The organism is Bradyrhizobium sp. USDA 4011, assembly GCF_054063415.1.
In genome coordinates, this window is record NZ_JBSSGG010000001.1 from 3,858,787 (window position 1) to 3,882,143 (window position 23,357).

Below are 23,357 nucleotides of genomic sequence, written 5' to 3' on the forward strand. Positions count from 1 at the left end.
TACCAGAAGCAGCCGGGGTGCTTTGTGAGGCGCCTCACGATCCGGCGTGGACCATGCCATCCTGACTGTTAGTCGACGAAACAGACCGGCGGTTCGGATTTGGCCGGTCGCGCGATTTCGTGCACGATCGCGGCAACAAGAACAGAGCCACGGAGGACATGATGCAGGGCACAAGCGTGCCGGTTCCAGCCGCCAGGGCCGGCAAGGTCCGCGGCATGGCACGAGCCCTCCTCGCGACCGTCGCCGCGCAAGCGGACCAGGCCCAAGACAAGAATTGACGTCACGCGGATTTATTCCCCGCCTTGCGTGACGTGCTCCTGATATTGCGGCAGGTCGTCCCGTATCTCGTACCAGGGCGCCTTGGAGCCGACGAAGATATGCGCGGTCGGCCGGATCGTCGGCGCATCGCGCAGCGTACCCATCGTGACATGGACATAGCCGCCGTTACGGACGCGCGAATAGAGCAGCGACCCGCAGCGGGAGCAATGCGCGTCGTGGGTGAGTTCGTCGCCGTAGATCAACAGCCCCTCGGCGCCGCTGGTGACGGTAAATTTTTCGCGCACGATGCCCGCGAACGGCTTGAACGCCGAGCCTGTGGTGCGCCTGCAGTTCGAGCAGTGACAATTCAGCGCATAGGTGAACGCGTCGGCGACTTCGTAGCGCACATCGCGGCAGCAGCATTCGCCGGTCAGGATAGTTTCGTTCGAGCTTGCGTTCGAATTTGCAGATGCGGTCACAGCTCATCCCTCACGCGGAATTTTGCCGCCGGGCGTAGCGCAATCCGGCGGTTCATGGCTAAGTTCTAGCAGATCAAATCCTGCCGGGAGGACCGCCCAATGAGCCAAGAACGATCCAGCGTCGAAAGCGTCGTGCAAACCTATTTCGACGGCCTCTACGAGAGCAATGCCGACAAGCTCGCGACGGCCTTTCATCCCAGTGCCGACCTGCGCTGGGTGGACAAGGGCGAGCTGAAGGTCCTCAGCGTGCCGGACTGGCTCGCTTTGGTGCGCAAGCGGCCGTCGGCGAAGGCCGAGGGCAAGCCGCGCGAGGACTTCATCGTCACCATCGACCGCTCCGACGACAACACCGCCTTCATCAAGGTGCGCTGCCAGCTGCCGCCGCGCTATTTCACCGACTATCTGGTGGCGATGAAGCTCGCCGACGGCTGGCAGATCGTCTCGAAGTCGTACCGTTACGACGTGCGGGACTGACCCTATAGGGCGTCCCCGCGCCCGCGATAGCTTCGTGACACAGCCCAGCGGTCCGGCTCCGGCCGGACCGCATTGACTGGCGCTGGTTTCCGGGCGAATTGAGCCCGTCATGGAAGCCAAGTTTCAGATCTTTCTCACTTTGCTCGGCGTGCTGGCGGGAACCGCCCTGGTGGCACGGCGGACCGATATCGCGCCGGCGATCCTGCTGCTGCTGGTCGGCATCGTGCTCGCCTTCGTGCCGGGCATGCCGTCGCTGGAACTGCCGCCCGAGCTCGTGCTTCTGGTGGTGCTGCCGCCGCTGATCTATTCGGCGAGCGTCGCGATGAGCTGGCGCGAGTTCAAGGCCAATCTGCGGCCGATCATCCTGCTCTCGGTCGGCTGCGTGATCTTCACCGCCTTCATGGTCGCGACCGCAACCCACTATCTGATCGGGCTGCCCTGGAACATCGGCTTCCTGCTCGGGGCGATCGTCGCGCCGCCGGACGTGGTCGCGCCGCTCGCGATCGCGCGCAAGCTCGGCATGCCCCGCCGCATCCTGGTGGTGCTCGAGGGCGAAGGGCTCGCCAATGACGCGACCGCACTGATCCTCTACCGCTTCGCGCTGGCCGCCATCACCACCGGGCTGTTCTCGCTGCCGAAGGCGACCGGCACGTTCCTCGTCATCGTTGCCGGCGAGATCGCGTTCGGCACCGCGGTGGGCTGGCTCAGCCTGCGCGCCCGCCGCCGCGCCCGCGATCCGCAGGTCGAGATCACGCTGTCGCTGATCACGCCCTATCTCGCCTACTGGATCCCCGAGCATTTCGGCGGCAGCGGCGTGATCGCAACCGTCGCCTGCGGCCTCTATATGAGCTGGAACGGACCGCTGCTGATCTCGGCCGCGACGCGCCTGCAGGGCATCTTCTTCTGGGATTTGATCATCTATCTGATCGAGGGCCTGCTGTTCCTCTTGACCGGCTTCCAGATGCGCTCGCTGTACGAGAGGTCGAAATCATTTCCGCTGCACGACATCCTGGCCGCGACCGCGCTGGTCGCCGTCATCGTGATCGTCGCGCGCTTCCTCTGGGTGTTCCCCGGCACCTATCTGCCGCGCTGGATCAGCGCCCGCGTGCGCGAGCGCGATCCGCTGCCGTCATGGCGGGCGGTGTTCGTGGTCGCCTTCACCGGCGTGCGCGGCGCGGTCTCGCTCGCCGCGGCGCTTGCGCTGCCGCTGACATTGCCTGGTGGCGAGGCCTTCCCGTATCGCGACCTGATCCTGTTCGTCGCCTTCGGCGTGATCTTCGTGACCCTGGTCGGCCTCGGCCTCGGATTGCCACCGGTGGTGCGCGTGCTCGGCCTCACCAAGGACGGCCGCAGCGAGCATATCGCCGAGCACGAGCAGGAAATCGAGGCGCGGCGCGAGGCGCTGAACGCCGCGCTGAAATCGCTCGACGCCATCACTGACGACCGCGAGCTCTCCGACGAGGTGATCAAACTGCTGCGCTCGCGCCACGAAATCCGCGTCAACCAGCTGCCTGATACGCTCGATCCCGACAAGCATGACGTCTCCGCCGCCGGTACCGCGCTGACGCGGGAGCTGATCGCCTCCGAGCGCAAGTTCATCCACATGCTGCTGCGCGACGGCAAGATCACCGACGAAACCAGGCGGCGCATCGAACGCGATCTGGATCTCGAGGAGGCCGGCCTCTCCAACCGGGAGTATCGCAGGATTCCACTGTAGCGATATCTCTCCCCACGTCGTCCCGGGCAAGCGCAGCGCGACCCGGGACCCATAACCACCAACGCTCGTTTGGCGAAGGCTATGGCCCCAGCGTGCTTCGACATTTGCGGCGGTGGTTCTGGGTCCCTGCTTTCGCAGGGACGACGGCGAGAGTTACTCCGCCGCGGCGTTCTGCCCGGGACCGCCGACGAAGCCCGCGGGATCGCCGAACCGCTCGATCATCACGGCGGTGAGGTCCTTGGTCTTGCTGGTGACGCAGGCGCCGGAGCGCACGGTGTAGCGATCCTGGTGCGCCGCGTGCGGCGGCGCCTCGCCCTTTTGCAGCGCGCGGGCCGCCTCCATCACCAGCTTGCGGAAGTGCATGATGCCGAGATCGGTCGGGCCGAGATGCTCGCGGGCGCGGTCGGCGATCGGGCCCTGGCTGTCCTGCACCGCGGCGTCCTGCTCGGAGACGCCCTTGATGCCGGTGTAGCTCCTGGTTCGCTGCAGTTGCCGGTCGATCAGATAGTCGTTTGCTTTGTTGCGCAGCGGCACGTAGTTCTCGTCGACCACCGCCATCACGCCGTTGCCATTGGCATAGCCGTCGCGTTCGGCATCGGTCAGCGGCCGGTGCGGATTCCATGCATAGGTGTAGATCCAGCAATTGGTGTCGGTCACGGGCACGAAAGTCTGGCCGAACATGTTCTCGCCCGGCATCGAGCTCGGCGCATAGCTGTGGAACGGCATCAGGAACTGGGCGATGCGCCAGTAGATGTTGTCGCTGCCGGTGAGCCGACCGCCCGCGACCGTCAGCCCGGCCTCGTGCGGATTGATCTTGATCACCGGCCGCGGGTCCTCGGCGATCCAGCGCATGTGGTCGGTCGCGACCCGCGTCAGCGGGTTGACGAAATGCTTCTTGATGTCGAGGATTTCATTCTCCTCCTTCTCGAAGGAGAGATGCGCGAAGGTGAAATGCGCGGTATCGATCGAGCCTTCCACCGCCTGCACCCAGTTGCAGTCCTGCCACTTCTTGGTGACGAAGCGATGCGAGCCCGGCAGCAGCGCCATCTCCAGCGCCGGCAATTCGGGCATCGCCTCGGCAGGGCCCATATAGGCCCAGATCATCTCGCCCCATTCGCGCACCGGATAGGACTTGATGCGGATCAGGTCCTTGGCGTTGAGGTCCGGATAGGAGGTCGGCATGTCGACGCAGCGGCCGTCGGTGTCGAACTTCCAGCCGTGATAGACGCAGCGGATGCCGCATTCCTCGTTGCGGCCGAGCCAGAGATTGGCGCCGCGATGCGGACAATACTGATCGATGATTCCGACCACGCCCCTCGAGTCGCGGAAGGCGAGCAGTTCCTCGCCCATGACCGTGATCTTCTTCGGGTCGCCGTCCGGCTCCGGCAGCTCTTCCGAGAGCAGCACCGGAATCCAGAACCGGCGCAGCAATTCGCCCATTCCCGTTCCGGCACCGGATTCGGTGAGGAATTTGTTGTCTTCGGCGCGGAGCATGGCGTTTCCCCGGGAGTTGTTCTTGATTTTCCCGGAGCTTGGCGTAGCCGATGCGCGGCGTCAATGCGATTGGCTGCGCGGCCGGCAGTCCTGTGCCGCGTGCTGATGCATTTACACCCATTCTCTACGCCGGCCGGTCCGCGCCCGCGCAAAGGGGTTCAAGGCAAGCTGGCCCTCCGGCTCACGGCTTCACGTAGGCCCATCCCTTCTCCTGCAGTTCCATCACGCGCACGACGCCGGACTTCACGACTTCCGCCTGCTTGATGATCGGGATCGACTTGTTCTCGGCCTTCTGCATCTTCTCCTGGGTGTTGCCGCAGGCCTTGAACGACACCTCGGGTGAGCTGAGGGCCATTTCCTCGATGCGAGCCTTCACCGGCGACGTATCCTCGCGGAGCATGTGCAGGCCCGGGCCGAACGTGACCACCTCGATCTTCACCTTTTCGCCAAGGCCCTTGTAATACTCGGCCACGTTCGTTGCGTTGTTGAGTGTGAGATTCATGGCGGCAGGGTCATTGCTGTTCACCTGCAGGATCAGGTGATGCTCCTTCTCTTTCGGCGCCGCCGGATCATGCATGCGCGCATATGCGGCGCGCTTGCGCGTTTCGGCGGCGGATCGTGACATTCGCGGTTTCCGAGCGTCGCTCGCCGGATCAGTCGCGGACTGCGCGCCCGGCACCCAGTATTTTCCACCGTGCTCAGCCTCTGCCAACGACGTGGAAGCCAGCACAGCGATGGCACCCATCGCAATAAACTTCGCAACAGATTGAAAATTGAGCATCAAACATCTCCATCTCGAAAAAATCGGCGAACACGGTTCTCAATTGCTGGGCCTTGCGACAGCGAGCGGCCATTTGCAGGTCGCAGCCATCCTCGCTCGTATCGCGTCCAGCCCCGCGAGCGAGAATGTTGCATCATGGGCAGCCCCGGCACCGGGTGAGAGGTGGACAGCAAGGACCGCGTTATCGGGAAGCGATTGCAACAAGCGAACGGCATCGCCCGCGACGGCGACGCCGGAACCGGCCGCCGGCACGGCGGCAGCGATCTGCACAGGCTGACCGTCGTTGATGCGATAGGAGATCACATAGCCGTCGCCCCGGCCGGAGATCGCGGGCCCCACGAAGGACAATTCGGTCCGCCCGCCGCGACACCGGATCGACAGCTTCGTGGACGAATCGACCGAAGCGGACGTCGTCGCAGTGGCGATCGGTGAATAATCGACCGGAGACGTCGTCTCGCTGATCGTCCAATGATCCGCCTTCGACGCCTCGCGGCGAGTTGGTGCGGCGGCGCGCGCCAGCTTGTCGAGGCACTCCAGGCGCGCTTCACGTTGCAACTGCGAACAGGCCCGAAGCTGTGCCATGGGATCTTCCACCCCCTGCGCAAGGGCAACGCCGTTGACGACGGCGATTACCGCAAGCAGCGGGGCGGCGATCCTGGTCATTGCGATGCCCGTGCCGTCGCCGACTGACGATCGAGCCACGCCTGCGCCGCAGGAAAGCGCGCGAGACCGGGCACGGTCGCTCCGAGGTTGATCGATTTCCACTTCGGGTCGAAGCCGGGTCCCTGCAGCTTGTCGACACGCGAGAACAGATGATCGACGAAACGTGCAACGCGCTCAAACCGATTGGTGTTGGCCGGCCAATTGAAGGCGACAAGAGCGGTCGGTACGGCGATCGTGGCCACGCGATCACCCGGCTTGATCAGATTTGGGTAATCGGCCGCATCGAGAGCCGCCGGCAGATAGTAGTCCTCGAACTTGCTGTCATACGGCACCGGCAGGAACTTGAAGCCCGATTCAAATCGACCTTTCACAAAGGCATCGACCGGCTTCGATGTAATGAAGACGACGGCCGCGACTTCGCCTTTCCGCATCTGCTCGAGTGCGATCTGGTGCGGAATGAACGTCTTCTCGATCTCGATGCCGAGGCGACTGAAGATCAGCGGACCTGAATAGGCTGCGGCGGTACCCTGGCTGTTGAAGTTCACCTTCTTGCCGGCGAGGTCGGCCAGACTCTGAATCTCCGGCCGCACGAAGATGTGCAATTCGGATGGAAACAAGTTCAGGATGTAGGTGATCCGTCGCTGGATGTCCGGCACCTGGCTCTTGTATTCCTCCAGCGCGTCGGAATTGATGATCGCCGCGTCGATGCCGCGCAGATACAGCAGCGAGTTCAGATTCTCCACGGGCCCTCGCGTCACCACCGGCAGAACGTGCAGATTGTCGCCGTCATCGACCACGCGGGCCATCTCCGCGGCCAGGCGGATCGGCGCGCCCTCGAGCAGGCCGCCGGCGAGGCCCACGGTCCAGGCATTCATGGCCAGAGCCTCAGGCCTGGGTTGCGGCGGTTCGGCCCGGATCAGGCGAGCCTTGTGAGGTCGATCAGACTGCGGCCGCGCATCCGCCGCGGGCGGCTGCGGCGCTGACAGCAACGACACCAGGGCCGCAAGCAGAAGCAGCGGACGCAATCCGATAGACCTTTTCATCGACCAGCTCCTCTGCACGACATCCCGTCAGCTCGTTCGTCCTTGCTCTATGAACGCGGCGAACGCAGCGCCTCGAGCGCGCCTTTGCCTGCTTGATTCCACTCGGCCTCAGCCTTCGCGTAGAGATCGAAGGCCTTGGTCGCATCGCCGCGCGTTCCATACGTTCCCCGGACCGAGAGCTGCAGCAATTCAATATCTCGCCGTGCCGTCGCAAGCTCGCGGACGAGCGCGTCCGCGCGCGGCGCTCGTTTGGCCTGAGCAGCGTTAACCGCAGCGCTCGTCTTGGCTTGTGCCGGTTGCAGGCAATTGCCGGCGCTGCCATGCGACTGCGCCTGCGCGGCGCCGCCAGAACCCGGCACATCCGAAAGACATGTCAGCGCGAGGGTTGCTGCGAACCAAAGCGGAGCCGTCCGGCGCATCGTCCTCGGAGCAAATGGCGCTCGAACCGATCTGACGTGCGAGCCAGCGTTTTCACAAGCTGAGTTTCCGTCGACGCGAATGACGATGCTCTCATGTCTGCGCGCGTCCAGTATCACCTGCAGCATGGTGATATCGCCCATTATGATGGGGCATCATAGGGCTCACCGGCTCACGGATACTATGACCCGCAAGGATTACCCCTGTTAACCGCACCGCCTTGGGCAGACTGAAGCATCGAGCTCAGCCGCAGCCAGCGCGACGGCGCAAGGCCATCGCTGTCCTCACACCGGCCGCTCGCCCTTCACGGTAACGCGGGTGCCGCAGCGGGTGTGCGGCCAGTAGTCCCACATCGCGCGGTGCTGGGCGCAGCGATTGTCCCAAAACGCGATCGCGTTCTCGGTCCAGCGGAAGCGGCACTGGAACAGCGGGTTCTCCGCATGCTGGTAGAGATAGGCCAGCATGGCATCGCTCTCGTCGCGCGGGATGCCGACGATGAAGCGGGTGAAGCCGCGATTGACGTAGAGGGATTTCTTGCCGGTCACCGGGTGGGTACGGACCACCGGATGCTCGGCGCGGGGATATTCCCGTTTGTCGGCGACGCCGTAGTTGGCGTACAGGCCACGATAGGTCTGCTCGCCGTCATGCAGCGCGGTCAGCCCGTCGAGATAGGCCTTCATGCGGTCCGACAGCGCCTCATAGGCCGCGTACATGTTGGCGAACAGCGTGTCGCCGCCGCGCGGCGGGCACTGCTTGATATAGAGGATCGAGCCCATCGGCGGCTCGAGATCGCAGGACACGTCGGTGTGCCAGCCTTCGCCGTTGGCGCGCGGTGAATCCTTGTCGGCATAGATCTTCATCAGCGCCGGATCGCCCTCGTTCGGCGCGGCCGGGTGCACGTGCAGCTCGCCGAACTTGCGGCCGAAGGCGAGGTGCTGCTCGGGGCTGATGTGCTGGTCGCGGAAGAAGATGACGAGGTTTTCGGCGAGCGCGCGATGGATCTCGTCCATCTGCCGGTTGGAGCGCGCATCGTCGCCAACCAGCTTCGCAATATCGACGCCGGAGATTTCCGCGCCAATGATCGGCGTCAGCTTCTCGACGCCGATGGTCTCATAGGGCTCGGATTGGTCGGCGAGGTGGCGGTAGCGCGGACCCTGCTTGCCGGACAGCGAGCTCATGGGCGTTCTCCCAATGGTTCTTGATTGGGAGCATGGTAGCCCGGATAGAGCGAAGCGCAATCCGCGCCGCAAGCATATCCGTCGTCCCGGACAAGCGCAGCGAAGCGGAGCGCAGATCCGGGACCCATCACCACAGGATCGGGTTTTGCGAAGGCTCGCAACCCGCATCTCGCGCCATAACCACCGCCAGCGGTTATGCCCTGCTTTCGCAGCGACGACATTTGCGTGTGGGTCACGCGCGCAGCGAAACTACTCCGCGGCGCCCGCCGCCTCCGGCACCTTGGCGCCGCTGCCGTAACGCTGGTCGATATAGTCGATCACCAGCGCCTTGAAGTCGGCGGCGATACCCGGACCGCGCAGGGTGCGGAACTTCTTGCCGTCGACGAAGACGGGCGCGGCCGGCGCTTCGCCGGTGCCGGGCAGCGAGATGCCGATATTGGCGTGCTTGGATTCGCCGGGGCCGTTGACGATGCAGCCCATGACCGCGACGTTGAGCTGCTCGACGCCCGGATATTTGGTCTTCCAGGCCGGCATCTCGTCGCGGATGAAATCCTGGATCGAGCGCGCCAGCTCCTGGAACGTGGTCGAGGTAGTGCGGCCGCAGCCCGGGCAGGCCGCAACCAGCGGCACGAAGGTGCGGAAGCCCATGGTCTGCAGCAATTCCTGCGCGACCTGCACTTCCAGCGTGCGGTCGCCGCCGGGCTCCGGGGTCAGCGAGATGCGGATGGTGTCGCCGATGCCCTGCTGCAGGAGAATGCCGAGAGCGGCCGACGAGGCCACGATGCCCTTCGAGCCCATACCGGCCTCGGTGAGGCCGAGATGGATCGCGTAATCCGAGCGGCGCACGACTTCCTGATAGACCGCGATCAGATCCTGCACGGCGGAGACCTTCGCCGACAGGATGATCCTGTTCTTGGGCATGCCGAGCTCTTGGGCGCGGGCCGCCGACAGCAACGCCGACTGCACCATCGCCTCGCGGGTCACCGCGCGGGCGTCGCGCGGATTGGCCGACGCCGTGTTCTCGTCCATCAGCTTGGTGAGTAGCTCCTGGTCGAGCGAGCCCCAATTGGCGCCGATGCGCACCGGCTTGTTGTTCTTGTTGGCGATCTCGATGATGTCGGCGAACTGGGTGTCGCGCTTGTTCTTGAAGCCGACATTGCCGGGATTGATGCGGTACTTGTCGAGCGCCTCGGCGCAGGCCGGATATTCGGCGAGCAGCTTGTGGCCGATATAGTGGAAGTCGCCGATCAGGGGCGTGGTGATGCCCAGCTTGCGCAGGCCGTCGCGGATGTGCGGCACGGCGGCGGCGGCTTCCTCGCGGTCGACGGTGATGCGTACCATCTCGGAGCCGGCGCGGGAGAGCGCGGCGACCTGGGCGATGGTGCCCTCGATGTCGGCGGTGTCGGTGTTGGTCATCGACTGCACGACGATCGGCGCGCCGCCGCCGACGGCGACGTTGCCGACCATGACCTGAGTGGTGTGGTGCCGCGGTGCGGGACCGGCGACGTCGTCTTGCGGCAAAATCTCGGGCTTGTTCATGGCAACTCGAATATCAGGTTTTGGTGACATTCACCAAGGGGGCGATGGGCCTCGCGCACGGCGGGCCAAGCGGCGATGTTTCGAAGTGAATTCAACAGCTTATGGCGCCGATTGAGGCCAAAGGCAAGCCATGCAGCGGCGTCCTGCATGGACAGCTATATTGGGCCGAATTGGGGTGAATCAAAGGGCAAACTGACAGCTTTTCATGTGACCTGGCGCATCTTAGCATTGCCTTAAGATCATTCTGGGAGGGCGCGACATGGCCGGCCATAGCGAGGTGATCACCACGGCGGAACTTGCCGACATCCTGACCCGCCCCGAACTGCGCCTGTTCGACTGCACGACCTATCTGGAGCCCGCCCCGGCCGGCAGCGGCGTTCCCTATATTGTCGTCTCGGGCCGCCAGACGTTCGAGGCCGGCCACATCCCGGGGGCGAATTTCCTCGATCTACAGGCCGAGTTCTCCGACCCCCGCACCGAGCTGCGCTTCATGATGCCGCCGACGGCCCAGCTCGAGGCCGCGTTCGGCCGGCATGGGATCTCGGCCGGCAGCCGCGTGGTGCTCTATTCGATCGGCACGGCGATGTGGGCGACGCGGTTCTGGTGGATGCTGCATTCGCTCGGCTTTGACGGCGCCGCGGTGCTCGACGGCGGCATCGACAAATGGACCGCCGAGGGACGCGACATCGAGACCGGGCTTGCCGGCGGCTATCCGCAGGCCACGTTCTCGGCGCGGCCGAAGGACGGCATGTTCGTCGGCAAGCATGATGTGCTCGCCGCGACCACGGAGCGCGATACCATGATCGTCAATGCGCTCGGCCCGCAATTCTACAAGGGACTGGAGCCGAGCCGTTACGGCAGGCCGGGCCGCATCCCCGGCAGCGTCAGCGTGCCGGCCGCAACCCTGATCGACCCCAAGGGCAAGACGTTCGTGCCGCTTGCGGAGGCGGAGGCAACCTTCGCCGCGCAGGGTATCAGCAAGGACAAGCGCGTTATCGCCTATTGCGGCGGCGGCATCTCCGCGACCATCGACCTGTTCCAGCTGCATCGGCTCGGCTACGACAATCTCACGCTCTATGACGGCTCGATGGGCGAATGGGCGAAGGATCCGGCGCTGCCGATCGAGACGGGGTAGCGGAAAAGAAGCGGGACTCTCTCCACGGGTCGTCCCTGCGAAAGCAGGGACCCATACGCCGCGCCGAATGTTGTGAACGGCACTCGTCGTTCCACCATCGCTCACCAACAACCATTCTTGGTTGGGTCCCTGCTCCCGTGCGCAATTGCGCACTAGGCAGGGACGACAGTGGGTTTGTTGCGCCGTTGGCGAGTCAGACATCCGCGATCTCAAATCATCACGCCGGCACGTTCGGGTCCGGCGTCACCTTCGGGTCGGGCTTGTTGACCAGATAGAGGCCGGCGATCACCAGCAGCGCGGCGACGCCGAACACCGGGGTCAGCGTGTCGTGCATGATGAAATAGGCCGCGACCACGCCGAACAGCGGCGTGACGAAGGTGAAGGCCGACAGCTTGCTGGCCGAATAGGTCTTCACCATCGCAAACCAGATCACGAACGTGCAACCCACCACCCAGACCGCCTGATAGGCGAGCAGCGAGATCGAGAGCGCGCTCGGCACGTGCTCGATGCGCTCGCCGGCGATCCAGGCCGCGAGGCCGAGAATCGGGATCGAGATCGCGACCTGGTAGCCGAGCGCCTTTTCCGGCGCGGCTTTGCGCAGCTGCGTTCCCTTGGCGACCAGCGTGGTCGCCGCCCACAGCGCGCCGCCGCCGACCACCATGAGGTCGCCGAGCAGCACCTTGGCATCGACATTCGGCTGCGGCACGCCGATCGCGAGCGCGACGCCGGCAAAACTTAACGCCAATCCGCTCCACTGCACGGTCGAGAGACGCTCGCCGAGGAACTGATACGAGCCGAGCGCGACGAAGAACGGCGCGGTGTAGAGGAAGACCGAGGCGCGCGAGGCCGAGGTGAAGACAAGGCCCGTGAAGATCAGCACGAACTCGCAGCCGAACATCAGCCCGGCGATCACGCCCGGCAGCAGCGTGCCGTCGCGCTCGAAGAACTTGACGCCGCGCAGCCGGCCGACGATCAGCATGACCGGCAGCGCGCCGGAGGAACGGATCAACGCCTGCAGCATCGGCGGCACATCGGGCAGCGCGAGCTTCACCGCGAGCTGGTTGAAGCCCCAGCTCACGCACAGCATCAGCATCAATGCGATGGCGCCGGGCGGCAGCCCGTGGCCGACGCTGACGGGTCGCGTGACGCTGGCGGAGATCGCTTGGGTCGACATGTTTCCTCGCGGTCCGGCTTGCTGCCGTGTTGTTGTTCAGTGGTCCGGTGCTCGTTGCTCTCTTACCTCTCCCGCTTGCGGGGGAGGTCGGCGCGCAGCGCCGGGTGGGGGCTCTCTCCACAGTGTGACTCGTGGAGAGAGCCCCACCCCAGCCCTCCCCCGCAAGCGGGAGAGGGAGAAGCGTGAGTTTGCGGCAATCCTTCGCCGCGCATCACGTTTTCTGGCAATGCGCGCAGGTGCCGGCGATCTCGACCACGGAGAGCTTCGGGATGAAGCCCGAGGCCCGCGCCGCAGCGGTCAGGCTTTGCGCAACCGGGGCGGCGGGGATTTCGCCGACCGAGCCGCAATGATCGCAGATCAGGAACGCCACCATCGAGGTCTCGTCATGATCGTGCGCGCAGGCGAGGAAGGCGTTGCGGCTTTCGATGCGGTGAACGAGGCCGTTCTCCATCAGGAAATCGAGCGCGCGATAGACGGTAATCGGTGCCGGCCGCGGCATCGTCTTGGCCAGTTCGTCGATCACCTCATAGGCGCCGAGCGGCCGATGGCTCGACAGCAGCGCCTGCAGCACCTGACGCCGGATCGGGGTGAATTTCTGGCCACGGCGCGCGCACACCTGTTCGGCATGCGTCATCGCGTCCGCGGCGCAACGGCCGTGATCGTGGTCGGGGGCAGGAAATGTCGGCTTGGCGAGGCTCATTGCCCGCATATGTAGCATTTCCGCGCCCGTTCCCATAGCCCGCCCAAGCCCAATCATCGAAGCCCAATACCCAAGCCCAGTACCGAAGCCAGTCCCTCACCGCCTTGCAGCCATGTGCGCCATGCGGGGCAGCCCCCCGTTAACCTGGCATGCAGAATTCATAAGCAAGCTTATTATATTGCAAGCTTATGGAGGCAAGATTGATGCGCGGTTCCGTGGACGCCAACTTCATGTTTACGCTCGGCGAATTGTTCCGGCTGATCCGCGTCTATGCCGACAAGGAGGCCGCGCGCTACGGCATCACGCGTGCGCAATGGGCCGTGCTGTCGAAGGTGGAACGCCAGGAAGGGCTGAAGCAGACCGAGCTCGCCGAGCTGCTCGAGATGCAGCCGATCACGCTGACGCGGCTGATCGACAAGCTCTGCGACAATGACTGGATCGAGCGCCGCAGTGACGAGAACGACCGCCGCGTCAACCGCCTCTATCTGAAGAAGGCCGCGCGCCCGCTGCTCGGGAAGCTGGCCGGCCTGCGCTCCGAACTCACCGCGACCGCGCTCGAGGGCATCAGCCCCGCGGACGCGCACCGCCTGCTCACTCAATTGGAATCGATCAAGGAAAACGTTCGCAATGCCATCCAAAACCCAGCCGGCGAGCCCTCCCGAAAGGAACAACGCTATGGCTGAACCCGTCCTCAAGCTGGCCCCTGATCAGAAGAGCAATCCGGGCGTATCAGCGCCGTCGGGCAAGGCGAGCCGCGCGCCGCGCCGCCGCCTGATGGCGGGCCTGCGGCGCTATCGCCGGGTGCTGCTGCTCGTCGTGCTGCCGATCGTGGCGGTGATCGGCGGCGGCGTGTTCTATCTCAATGGCGGCCGCTATGTCGGCACCGACGACGCCTATGTCGGCGCGCAGAAGGTGCTGATCACGCCGGAAATCTCCGGCAAGATCGACAAGATCGTCGTGAAGGAAGGCCAGCACGTCAGGAAGGGTGACGAGCTGTTCGAGATCGATCCGGTGCCGTTCCGCCTCGCGGTCGACCAGGCCAAGGCGGCGCTCGACCAGACCAGGACCAGCTATGACAATCTGGTCGACAACATCAAGATCAACACCAGGATGCTGGAATTCGCCCAGCAGAGCATCGAACTGAAGAAGAAGGACGTCGATCGCAAATCGACGCTCGCCAAGCAGAATTTCGGCTCGCAGCTCGACCTCGACAACGCCGCCAACGCGCAGGTCACGGCCGAGAGCCTGGCGCAATACATCAGGCAGCAGATCTCCAACGCCAAGACGCAATTGCTCGGCGATGTCGATTTGCCGATCGAGCGATTCCCGCCCTACGCCCAGGCCAAGGCCAGGCTCGACGACGCCCAGCGCAACCTCGATCACACCGTGCTGCGCGCGCCGATGGACGGCGTGGCGACCCAGGTCGACCAGATCCAGCTCGGCCGCTTCGTCGCCGCGGGCGCGCCGGTATTCTCGGTGATCGACGTCGACCATCCCTGGGTCGACGCCAATCCGAAGGAAAGCGACTTCACCTATGTCGCGGTCGGCCAGCCGGTCACGCTCGACGTCGACGCGTTCCCGAACCACGAATTCAAGGGCAAGATCGGCTCGCTGTCGCCCGGCACCGGCGCGCAATTCGCGATCCTGCCGCCGCAGAACGCCACCGGCAACTTCGTCAAGGTGGTGCAGCGGGTCCCGGTGCGGATCTACTTCGACGAGAACGATCCGTTCGTGAAGAAGCTGAAGGCCGGCATGAGCGTCTACGCGACGATCGACACCAACCACCGCCGCACGCTGGCCGGCCTGCTTGGACTGCGCTCGGCCTCCGCGCACCCGGACCACGAGTAGGATGAAATGCGGTCGATCATCGACCGCAGAGACAGTGCGCTCCCTCTCCCGCTTGCGGGGGAGGGCTGGGGTGGGGGCTCTCTCCACGAGTCACATTGCGGAGAGAGCCCCCACCCGGCGCTACGCGCCGACCTCCCCCGCAAGCGGGAGAGGTGACCCCCGACACATTCGACAAAGCGAGACCGGCCTGAATGAATGCACCGTCACCATCCGCCGTGCCCGGCCTGCGCCGGAACATGGTGACGATCTGCGCGATGACCGCGACGATCATGCAGGCGCTCGACACCACGATCGCCAACGTCGCGCTGCCCTATATGCAGGGCTCGCTGTCGGCCTCGCAGGACCAGATCAACTGGGTGCTGACCTCCTACATCGTCGCGGCCGCGATCATGACCGCGCCGGTGGGCTGGATCGCCAACCGCTTCGGCCGCAAGCGCATCTTCATCATCTGCTCGGCCGGCTTCACCGTCGCCTCGGTGTTCTGCGGCCTGGCGCAGGACATCAACCAGATGGTGCTGTTCCGCCTGTTGCAGGGCGTGTTCGGCGCGGCGCTGGTGCCGCTGTCGCAGGCCGTGATGCTGGATTCCTACGCGCTGCATGAGCGCGCCAAGGCGATGTCGATCTGGGGCATGGGCGTGATGATGGGTCCGATCATGGGTCCCTCGCTCGGTGCCTGGCTGACCGAGACCTATTCCTGGCACTGGGTGTTCTTCGTCAATCTGCCGTTCGGCGCCTTCACCGTGCTCGGCCTCGCGGTGTTCATGGACGAGACCAGGCAGGACCGCGCGCTGCGCTTCGACTGGTTCGGCTTCGGCGCGCTCGCGGTCGCGATCGGCGCGCTGCAGCTCGCGCTCGACCGCGGCGAGCAGCTCGGCTGGCTGGAATCCAACGAGATCATGATCGAGTTCATTGTGGCGGCGGTCGGCGCCTATTTCTTCTTCGCCCATTCGCTGACCACCGACAAGCCGTTCATCCAGTTCGCGATCTTCAAGGACCGCAATTTCCTCGGCGGCGTCGTGTTCATGACGGTGATGGGCCTCGTGCTGTATTCGACCATGGCGCTGTCCTCGCCGTATCTGCAGAACGTGGTCGGCTATCCGATCATCACCGCCGGCCTGTTGCTGGCGACCCGCGGCGCCGGCACCTTCGTCGCGATGATGCTGGTCGGCCGCCTGATGCGCTACATCGAGGCGCGCACGCTGATCGTCTCCGGCCTGGCGCTGACCGCGGCGTCGCTGTTCCAGATGACCGGCTGGACCGACATGACGCAGGCGAGCGAGATCATCGTCGTCAGCGTGATCCAGGGCTTTGGCTTCGGCCTCGTCTTCGTGCCGCTGTCGACGGTGGCGTTCCTGACGCTGCCCAACCAGCTGCGTACCGACGGCACCTCGATGCTGACGCTGTTCCGCAACGTCGCAAGCTCGATCGGCATCTCGATCGTGATCGCGCAGCTTACGGAAGGCGGGCGGCGGATCTACGCAAAGCTGTCGGAGCAGATCAATCCGTTCAACCACGCGCTGCAGATGCCCGACGTATCAGGCATGATCAATCTCAACACCGATGCCGGCCGCGCGATGGCCGACAGGATGGTGGCGGCGCAGTCGCAGATCATCGCATTCTCGCACGACTACCAGCTGGTGATGCTGTTCATCCTGGTCTCGATCCCGCTCGCGCTGATGATCGGCTCGACCAAGGCCGCGCTGCGCGCGCAGTCGGCGCCGCCGGATCATGCCGCGGTGATGGAGTAGGTTGCGGCCTGTTTTCTCCGAGCCCCGGAGTAAACCATCCGACCGTCATCCTGAGGAGCCGCGTAGCGGCGTCTCGAAGGATCGACGGCCACCAGCGGGGCCGTGCATCCTTCGAGGCTCGCTGCGCTCGCACCTCAGAGCGTGTGAATTTTTCCTGTTTTAGACTGCCGATGTAGCCGGTTCGGTCGGGATGTGATTCTCTGCACGGAGCGAGTTGCGGGGGATGGAAGATGGCCGGGGACAAGCTGTTCGGAGAACTGCCTGAGCGGTCGAAGCCGCAAACTGATGGGGCGCCGTTGGGCTCGCCGCGGCTGCGCGAACCGAAGCGCGATCAAGTTGAGCTGCGAGCGGTCGATATCGAGAGCCTCATTGGGGAGGGTCATCCGGCGCGGGTGATCTGGTCCTATGTCGAAGGTCTCGACCTGAGCGAGCTTGAGGATCGGATCAAGGCCCGGGGCCACAGGCCTGGTCATCCGGCGACCTCGCCGCGACTTTTGTTGGCGCTGTGGCTCTATGCGACCAGCGAGGGGGTGGGGAGTGCCCGGGCTCTGGAGCGGCTGTGCGAGAGCCACGATGTCTATCGCTGGCTGTGCGGCGGGGTGTCGGTGAATTATCACTCGCTGGCGGACTTCCGGGTCGGATATGCCGATTTGCTCGACCGGCTGCTGGCAGAACATCTGGCGGCGCTGGCCGAAGTCGGCTTAGTCGATCTCGACACGCTGGCGCAGGATGGCGTGCGGATTCGGGCGAGCGCCGGAGCAGCCTCGTTCCGGCGCCAGGCAACCCTCGACCGGCATCTGGGGGTGGCGCAGGGGGTCGTGGAGGAACTCAAGCGAGAGGTCGATGCGCGCTCCGACGCGAGCAACCAGCGCATCAAGGCGGCCAAGGAGCGCGCAGCACGTGAGCGCGCGCAGCGGCTGAAGGCGGCACAGGCAGCGCTTGAGGAGATCAAGCGCCAGCGTCAAGCGCGCGCGGAAGAGCGCAACAACGGCAAGACGCCCAAGGAGCCGCGCGCCTCCACCACGGACCCACAGGCGCGCGTCATGAAGATGGCCGATGGCGGCTTCCGCCCGGGGTACAATTTGCAAGTGGCAAGCGTGGCCGGAGAGCAGATCGTCGTCGGGTTCGAGATCACCAATGCCGGCTCAGACCGCGGCCTCATGCGGCCGATGCTCGAGCGGACGCGCGTGCGGATTGGTCGTCTTCCGGGGCGCCATCTCGTCGACGGCGGCTTTAGCAGCGCCCACGACATCGAATGGGCGCACAGCCAGGGAGTTGAGGTCTTCTGTCCACCGACACAATCCAAGCACGGCACCGATCCCTCCCTGCCGCGGCGCGGGGATGGCCCGGGTGTCCTGGCTTGGCGGGCTCGGATGGCTAGCGAGGCCGGCAAGGCTCAGTACAAGCTTCGCTCGATCTGCGAATGCATCCATGCCCGCTGGCGAAACTGGAACCTGCGGCAACTGACCGTGCGCGGCATCGAAAAGGTCCGCGCTGTCGTGCTCTGGTACGCACTCGCCAACAACATCCTGCAAGGCCATCAAATCTGAAGCTTCGGCTATCCCGCCAACACACCAGAAATTGGCGAAACAAAAAGATTCACAAGCTGTCAGGATGACGGGATCGATGGCGAACCCCTACCAACGAGTGAAGAATCGCAGCCGCAATCGCGTTGACTTTCCGCGGCCTCCTCCCAATACTCCGCCAAAAACAAATACCCGTCGCAAATGACGGCTTCAGGGGAGGACGCGATGCCGACTTCACGCAGGACGCTGCTGAAGACTTCAGCGGCTGCCGCCGCTGCTTTCAGCTTCGATTGGACACGCGCGCAGGCGCAGGCCGAAACGGTCCGGATCGGCGTGATCTACGACCTGACCGGTCCGTTTGCCGCCGGCGGCTCGGTCGCCTCCTCGATCGGCACGCAGATCGCGATCGATCTCGTCAATGAGAAGGGTGGCGTCGGCGGCAAGTACAAGATCGCCCCGGTCAACGTCGATTCCCAGAGCAAGCCCGATGTCGCGATCAACGAGGCCAATCGCCTGATCGACCAGGAGAAGGTCGATATCCTCAACGGCGTGTTCGCGAGCTCGCACGCGGTGCCGCTCGCCGCCAAGGTCGAGCAGCAGAAGCGGATCCTCTGGATCACGACCGCGGTCTCGACCGCCGTGTTCAAGGACAAGAACTTGCACTACGTGTTTCGCGCCCAGATCCATTCCGACCAGTACGGCCAGGCCTTCGGCGGCTTCCTCGCCGAGCACGCCAAGGCCAGGCTCGGCATGGAGCCGAAGGACGTCAAGGTCGCGTTGATCCATGAGGACGGTCCCTACGGCGTCGGCGTCGCCGCCGCCGACGAGATGTTCGCGAAGGAGGCCGGGCTGCAGGTCGTGCTCAAGGAAGGCTACTCGGCCTCGGCGCCCGATCTCTCGGTGCTGGTGACCAAATTGAAGCGCGCCAAGGCCGACATCCTCTCGCATGCCGGCTACAACCCCGACATCACGCTGTTCCTGCGCCAGGCGCGCGAGAGCGGATTGAAGTTCAAGATGCTGTTCGGTGCCGGCGCCGGCTACAGCCAACTCGACAAGCTGCGCGCGACCTTCGGCGCCGACATCGACAATTTCTGCAACATCGACCCCGTTCCGGCGCAGCTGCTCGATCCCGCCAAGCTGGCGCCGGGGGTCGGCGATCTCACCAAGGTGATGGTCGCGCGCTACCGCGAGAAGACCAGCGCCACCGAAGTGCCGCCGCACTGCTCGATGGGCTTCAACCAGACCTGGGTGCTACTCAACAATGTGCTGCCGGTCGCCAAGGAGAAATATGGCGGCTTCGATCCCGAGGCGATCCGCAAGGCCGCGCTTGATGTCGACATCCCGCCGGGCGGCACCATCCAGGGCTATGGCGTGAAATTCTATCCGCCGGGCACGCCGATGTCCGGCCAGAACGAGCGCTCGACGCCCGTCGTGATGCAGAACGCCGGCGAGCGCATCACCGTGGTGTGGCCGACCAACATCAAGACGCAGGATCCGGTATTCCCGCTGCCGAAGGGATCGGTGTACGCGGCGTAGTCGGTACCAGCGACGTCTGCTTTCTTACCTCGCCCCGCTTGCGGGGAGAGGTCGGATTGCATCGCAGATGCAATCCGGGTGAGGGGGTACAGGTCTCACCAACCACACTGCTCGCGGAGAGAACCCCTTACGCCAACCCTCTCCCCGTGAAGAACGGGGCGAGGGAGCGCAGTCCCGACGCGGCGCAATCGAGCCTCTACAGCACCACCCGCCTGCCCTCATCCGCGGCCCAATAGCCGGCGTAGTTCACCTTCGTGGTCGCATACGCCAGCGCGAGGTCGGCGAGCGGTGCGCGGCCGGTCGCGACGCATTCCATGAAATCCTGGATCTCCTGCAGGTAGCCGCGGGTCCATTCCTCCTCGAGGCAGACATATTGCCAGCCGGTTTTGCGATCGACCTTCTCGGTGATGTAGACGGAAGCGAGCTTTTGCTCCGAGGTCTGGTAGCTCACAAGATGCGTGTTCGGCGTGATGTTGGCAAACAGCGAGCCGCCTGAGGTGTAGGTCTCGATCAGGTTGCGCACGCCGCCCATGATCATGTCGCCGGAAAATACCGTGGCCTTGGTGCCGTCGGAGAAGGTCGCGGTCAGCGTGCCCCAATCCTCGACGTCGACCGGATTCGCCTTGATATAGCCGCGCTCCTCGGGGTTGAGACCGGCGGTGACGTTGCCGACATCGCAGGTGACGCTGGCAACGTGTGTCGCCTCGCCGCGCGCTCTCGCCTCGACCTGCTTGAGATAGAGCACGGCCGACAGCGGATGGCAGCCCATCCGGATCAGCGAGCCGCCGCCGGTCATCGCCCACTCTGCGGCATGCGCGGCATGCGAGCCGGAATGGCTCTCCTCGCCCTTCATGAACAGGATCTTGTCGCGCGTCGCGCGGATGATCTCCGCGGTCTTGGTCACCGCGGGCGCGTAGATCCAGTCCTCGGCATACATGAACAGTTTTCCGCTGCGCTCGATCGCGGCGCGGGTCGCTTCCATCTCTTCCATCACGCGCTGGTACATCAGCGCCTTCGGGACGTGCCTGCCGATCGGCGCCGTGTCGCCGTCGCGGCCGAAATAGCCGCTGAACGGCTTCTCGCAGATTACGTGCTTGCCGGCCTGCATGGCCTCGACGATCATCGCGGCGTGCAGATTGGGCGGCGTGCAGATGTCGATGACGTCTAGCTCGCGGTCGGCGACCAGATCGGCAAAGCTGCGATACGCGTTCGGGATTCCGTGCTTGCGCGCGAACTCGACCACATGATCGCCGCGCGCCGCCGCCGCCCGCACCTCGACATTGACGCCGTAGACGCGCCGGTAGGCAACCATGTGCAGCTCCGAGACGAAGCCGCAGCCCGCCAGCCCGATCCTGATTTTTTTCATTTCATGCCTCCGCCCTTCAGGCAGGCGGAGAGTAGCGTGCAGCCATCACGGCGTCGAACGCATTTGCCATCGCCGCATGCGGCGGCGTCAATCCCGTGAACAGCTTGAATGCGTCGGCCGAGGCGTTGATCGCGAGGTCCCGTCCGGTCAGGACGCTTGCGCCCCTCGCTTTGGCTGCGGTCAGCAGCGGCGTCCAGAGCGGCGTGTAGACCGCGTCGGCGACCCACATCGAGGAACGCAGCAGCGCGTCCGGCACCGGCGTGTCGCGGCTCGGCAGCATGCCGACCGGCGTTGCATTGACCAAGCCCACGGCGCCATCCGCCGCGGCCGCGACGCTGGTGGCGTGGACCGCGTAGCGATCCCGCAGCTGGGCCGCAAGCTGCGCGGCCTTGGCGGCATCGGCGTCGAAGATCCTGATCCCGGTGACGCCGAGGCCGGCGATCGCGAAGGCGATCGCCTTGCCGACGCCGCCGGCACCGATCAGCGCGATCGGGCCGCGCGGCGCGCCGGCGAGCAGCGGCTCGATCGCACGCGCAAAACCCGTCGCATCGGTGTTGTGCCCGACCAGCCGCGCGCCACTCGCGACGATGGTGTTGACCGCGCCGATCGCACGCGCATCCGGTGCTAGATCGTCGAGCAGATCGACGACCGCCTCCTTGTAGGGAAAGGTAACGTTGACGCCGGCAAAGCCGAGCCGCCTGACGCCCTCTAACATCGCACGCAGATCGTCGCGCCCGGCGCCCTTCACCTCGACGAGCTGGTAGTGGCAGCGAACGCCGAGCACTGCAGCCGCCTGCTCGTGCATCGCAGGCGCCGCCGAATGCGCGATCGGATACCCAATCAGACCGGTGAGGAAGCGATCGCGCGTCATTCCTCACCCTCCACGCTAGACGTCGAAGAACACCGTCTCGTTGTCGCCCTGCAGATGGACGTCGAACGTGTAGGCGTTGCCCGAACCGGCCTTCTTGGCGATCAAGGTCGCGCGGCGATCGGCCGGCACCAATGCGAGCACAGGATCGCCGGCGTTGCCGGCTTCGTCGTCGAAGTAGATCCGGGTGTAGAGGTGCAGCAGCACGCCGCGCGCGAACACCGCGAGCACGATGTGCGGCGCCTGCGGCTTGCCGTCGGCGTCCGGCACCACGCCTGGCTTGATGGTGTCGAACGCATAGCCACCGCTCTTGTCGGTGCCACAGCGGCCAAAGCCCTTGAAGGAGGAGTTCGGCAGCGCGCGCGCATCCTGCGGATCGGAGAAGCGGCCCTGGCTGTCTGCCTGCCAGATCTCCAGCATGCAGTCCGGGATCACGGCGCCGTCGCCGTCATAGACGGTGCCTTCGACGCGGATGCGCTCGCCCGAGACGTCAGGCGTTAGCAGATTGTTGCTGAAGGCGTCGTTCCACGCATATTCGCCGTTCGGCGTCAGGCCGTACTTGAAGTAGGGACCGACGGTCTGGGAGGGCGTGATTCCATCAGGACGTTGGTTCGACACTTACCTGGTCTCCATCGGCGTGGCGTTGCGCCCGCGCAGCACGATATCGAAGCGGTAGCACAGCGCCCATTCCGGTTGGGTGTTCTCGAGATCGAACGACGAGATCATCCGCGCCCGCGCCTTCTCATCCGTCACCGAATTGAAGATCGGATCGAACGGAAACAGCGGATCGCCGGGGAAATACATCTGCGTCACCAGACGCGAGATAAAGGAGTGGCCGAACACCGAGAAGTGGATATGCGCAGGCCGCCACGCATTGTGGTGATTGCCCCAGGGATAGGCGCCGGGCTTGATGGTGACGAACTTGTAATAACCCTTGTCATCGCTCTGGGTGCGGCCGGCGCCAGTGAAATTCGGATCGAGCGGCGCCGGATGCTGGTCGACGACATGGATGTAGCGGCCGCAGGCATTGGCCTGCCACAGTTCGACCAGCGTATTGGGCACGCCGCGGCCGTCCTCGTCGAGCACATGACCATGCACGATGATGCGCTCGCCGAGCGGCTCGCCCTTGGCCTGGATGGTGAGATCGTTGTCGTGCGCGCGCACCGTCTCATGGCCATAGACCGGCCCGGTCAATTCGGAGAGCGTATGCCGCATCGGGATCAGCGGCTTTTGCGGCGAGCGCTTGATGGCGGAGCGATAGTCCGGCGACAGCCGCGCCGGATGGGCCGCAAGCGATTGCAGCGGATACAACAGGGTCATGGCGAATTCCTCCGCGGCCCACGCGCCCCGTGGGCTCACATCAGATCATTATAATGCATAACCAAATTGGGAAAGGGCTGTTTTCAGCCCTTC

Annotated in this window: 22 protein-coding genes; 8 read left to right on the top strand and 14 right to left on the bottom strand. The window is 64.8% G+C overall.

All coding sequences use genetic code 11. The annotated features are described in order from the left end of the window. Nucleotides 1–290 precede the first annotated feature (290 nt). Nucleotides 291–737: a GFA family protein gene (locus ACVW1C_RS18025; protein WP_456759575.1), complete on the bottom strand. Its 447-nt coding sequence runs from the start codon at nucleotides 735–737 to the stop codon at nucleotides 291–293. A 99-nt stretch (nucleotides 738–836) separates the two neighbouring features. Here ACVW1C_RS18025 and ACVW1C_RS18030 point away from each other — a divergent pair, with 99 nt between their 5' ends. Continuing rightward, a complete protein-coding gene (locus tag ACVW1C_RS18030; protein WP_173640076.1) occupies nucleotides 837–1,211 on the top strand; it encodes a nuclear transport factor 2 family protein in 375 nt (124 codons plus the stop codon). Between the two features lie 109 nt (nucleotides 1,212–1,320). Then, entirely contained in the window at nucleotides 1,321–2,928 is a 1,608-nt protein-coding gene (locus ACVW1C_RS18035) for a Na+/H+ antiporter (protein WP_456759576.1), read from the top strand. A gap of 153 nt (nucleotides 2,929–3,081) precedes the next feature. Here ACVW1C_RS18035 and ACVW1C_RS18040 read toward each other — a convergent pair whose 3' ends face one another. The 7 genes from ACVW1C_RS18040 to ispG form a co-directional block, all read right to left on the bottom strand. Next, a complete protein-coding gene (locus tag ACVW1C_RS18040) occupies nucleotides 3,082–4,422 on the bottom strand; it encodes a Rieske 2Fe-2S domain-containing protein (RefSeq protein ID WP_456759577.1) in 1,341 nt (446 codons plus the stop codon). 181 nt (nucleotides 4,423–4,603) lie between these two features. Beyond that, nucleotides 4,604–5,047 (bottom strand): DsrE family protein, encoded by a 444-nt coding sequence (locus tag ACVW1C_RS18045; protein ID WP_456759578.1) that lies wholly within the window; start codon nucleotides 5,045–5,047, stop codon nucleotides 4,604–4,606. Between the two features lie 195 nt (nucleotides 5,048–5,242). Next, a complete protein-coding gene (locus tag ACVW1C_RS18050; RefSeq protein ID WP_456759579.1) occupies nucleotides 5,243–5,866 on the bottom strand; it encodes a hypothetical protein in 624 nt (207 codons plus the stop codon). Beyond that, nucleotides 5,863–6,909, bottom strand: a complete 1,047-nt coding sequence (locus ACVW1C_RS18055; protein WP_456759580.1) for a TAXI family TRAP transporter solute-binding subunit — start codon at nucleotides 6,907–6,909, stop codon at nucleotides 5,863–5,865. Before ACVW1C_RS18055 ends, ACVW1C_RS18050 begins: the two co-directional genes overlap by 4 nt. 47 nt (nucleotides 6,910–6,956) lie before the next feature. Then, nucleotides 6,957–7,469, bottom strand: coding sequence for a hypothetical protein (locus tag ACVW1C_RS18060; protein WP_456759581.1), 513 nt, complete (start codon nucleotides 7,467–7,469; stop codon nucleotides 6,957–6,959). A gap of 141 nt (nucleotides 7,470–7,610) precedes the next feature. Then, entirely contained in the window at nucleotides 7,611–8,504 is an 894-nt protein-coding gene (locus tag ACVW1C_RS18065; protein WP_456759582.1) for a TauD/TfdA dioxygenase family protein, read from the bottom strand. A 249-nt stretch (nucleotides 8,505–8,753) separates the two neighbouring features. Then, nucleotides 8,754–10,043, bottom strand: coding sequence for a flavodoxin-dependent (E)-4-hydroxy-3-methylbut-2-enyl-diphosphate synthase (ispG, locus tag ACVW1C_RS18070; RefSeq protein ID WP_456759583.1), 1,290 nt, complete (start codon nucleotides 10,041–10,043; stop codon nucleotides 8,754–8,756). Between the two features lie 259 nt (nucleotides 10,044–10,302). Between ispG and ACVW1C_RS18075 the strand changes: the two genes are divergently transcribed. After that, nucleotides 10,303–11,178 (top strand): sulfurtransferase, encoded by an 876-nt coding sequence (locus tag ACVW1C_RS18075; protein ID WP_456759584.1) that lies wholly within the window; start codon nucleotides 10,303–10,305, stop codon nucleotides 11,176–11,178. A gap of 217 nt (nucleotides 11,179–11,395) precedes the next feature. Here ACVW1C_RS18075 and ACVW1C_RS18080 read toward each other — a convergent pair whose 3' ends face one another. Next, nucleotides 11,396–12,352, bottom strand: coding sequence for a DMT family transporter (locus tag ACVW1C_RS18080; protein ID WP_456759585.1), 957 nt, complete (start codon nucleotides 12,350–12,352; stop codon nucleotides 11,396–11,398). 211 nt (nucleotides 12,353–12,563) lie between these two features. Next, a complete protein-coding gene (locus ACVW1C_RS18085) occupies nucleotides 12,564–13,052 on the bottom strand; it encodes a Fur family transcriptional regulator (RefSeq protein ID WP_456763113.1) in 489 nt (162 codons plus the stop codon). A gap of 200 nt (nucleotides 13,053–13,252) precedes the next feature. Here ACVW1C_RS18085 and ACVW1C_RS18090 point away from each other — a divergent pair, with 200 nt between their 5' ends. From ACVW1C_RS18090 to ACVW1C_RS18110, 5 genes are all read left to right on the top strand, one after another. Further along, nucleotides 13,253–13,735: a MarR family winged helix-turn-helix transcriptional regulator gene (locus tag ACVW1C_RS18090; protein ID WP_456759586.1), complete on the top strand. Its 483-nt coding sequence runs from the start codon at nucleotides 13,253–13,255 to the stop codon at nucleotides 13,733–13,735. Then, complete coding sequence (locus ACVW1C_RS18095; protein WP_456759587.1) at nucleotides 13,728–14,900, top strand: HlyD family secretion protein; 1,173 nt, start codon at nucleotides 13,728–13,730, stop codon at nucleotides 14,898–14,900. The genes ACVW1C_RS18090 and ACVW1C_RS18095 overlap by 8 nt, the downstream gene beginning before the upstream one ends. 191 nt (nucleotides 14,901–15,091) lie before the next feature. Next, nucleotides 15,092–16,648 carry an MDR family MFS transporter gene (locus ACVW1C_RS18100; protein ID WP_456759588.1) on the top strand — a complete coding sequence of 519 codons (1,557 nt, stop codon included), beginning with the start codon at nucleotides 15,092–15,094 and terminating at the stop codon, nucleotides 16,646–16,648. 230 nt (nucleotides 16,649–16,878) lie between these two features. Beyond that, nucleotides 16,879–18,198: an IS1182 family transposase gene (locus tag ACVW1C_RS18105; protein WP_456756648.1), complete on the top strand. Its 1,320-nt coding sequence runs from the start codon at nucleotides 16,879–16,881 to the stop codon at nucleotides 18,196–18,198. A gap of 201 nt (nucleotides 18,199–18,399) precedes the next feature. Then, a complete protein-coding gene (locus ACVW1C_RS18110) occupies nucleotides 18,400–19,710 on the top strand; it encodes an ABC transporter substrate-binding protein (protein WP_456759589.1) in 1,311 nt (436 codons plus the stop codon). A gap of 196 nt (nucleotides 19,711–19,906) precedes the next feature. Here the strand turns inward: ACVW1C_RS18110 and ACVW1C_RS18115 are convergent, their stop codons facing one another. From ACVW1C_RS18115 to pcaH, 4 genes are read right to left on the bottom strand one after another with little or no spacing between them, the layout of a single operon-like run. Next, a complete protein-coding gene (locus ACVW1C_RS18115; protein WP_456759590.1) occupies nucleotides 19,907–21,076 on the bottom strand; it encodes a Gfo/Idh/MocA family protein in 1,170 nt (389 codons plus the stop codon). A gap of 16 nt (nucleotides 21,077–21,092) precedes the next feature. Next, the gene (locus ACVW1C_RS18120; protein WP_456759591.1) at nucleotides 21,093–21,947 is read right to left on the bottom strand and encodes a shikimate dehydrogenase; all 855 of its coding nucleotides are present in this window, start codon (nucleotides 21,945–21,947) and stop codon (nucleotides 21,093–21,095) included. 15 nt (nucleotides 21,948–21,962) lie between these two features. Continuing rightward, nucleotides 21,963–22,562, bottom strand: coding sequence for a protocatechuate 3,4-dioxygenase subunit alpha (gene pcaG / locus ACVW1C_RS18125; protein ID WP_456759592.1), 600 nt, complete (start codon nucleotides 22,560–22,562; stop codon nucleotides 21,963–21,965). After that, a complete protein-coding gene (gene pcaH / locus ACVW1C_RS18130; protein WP_456759593.1) occupies nucleotides 22,563–23,264 on the bottom strand; it encodes a protocatechuate 3,4-dioxygenase subunit beta in 702 nt (233 codons plus the stop codon). Nucleotides 23,265–23,357: the final 93 nt, after the last annotated feature.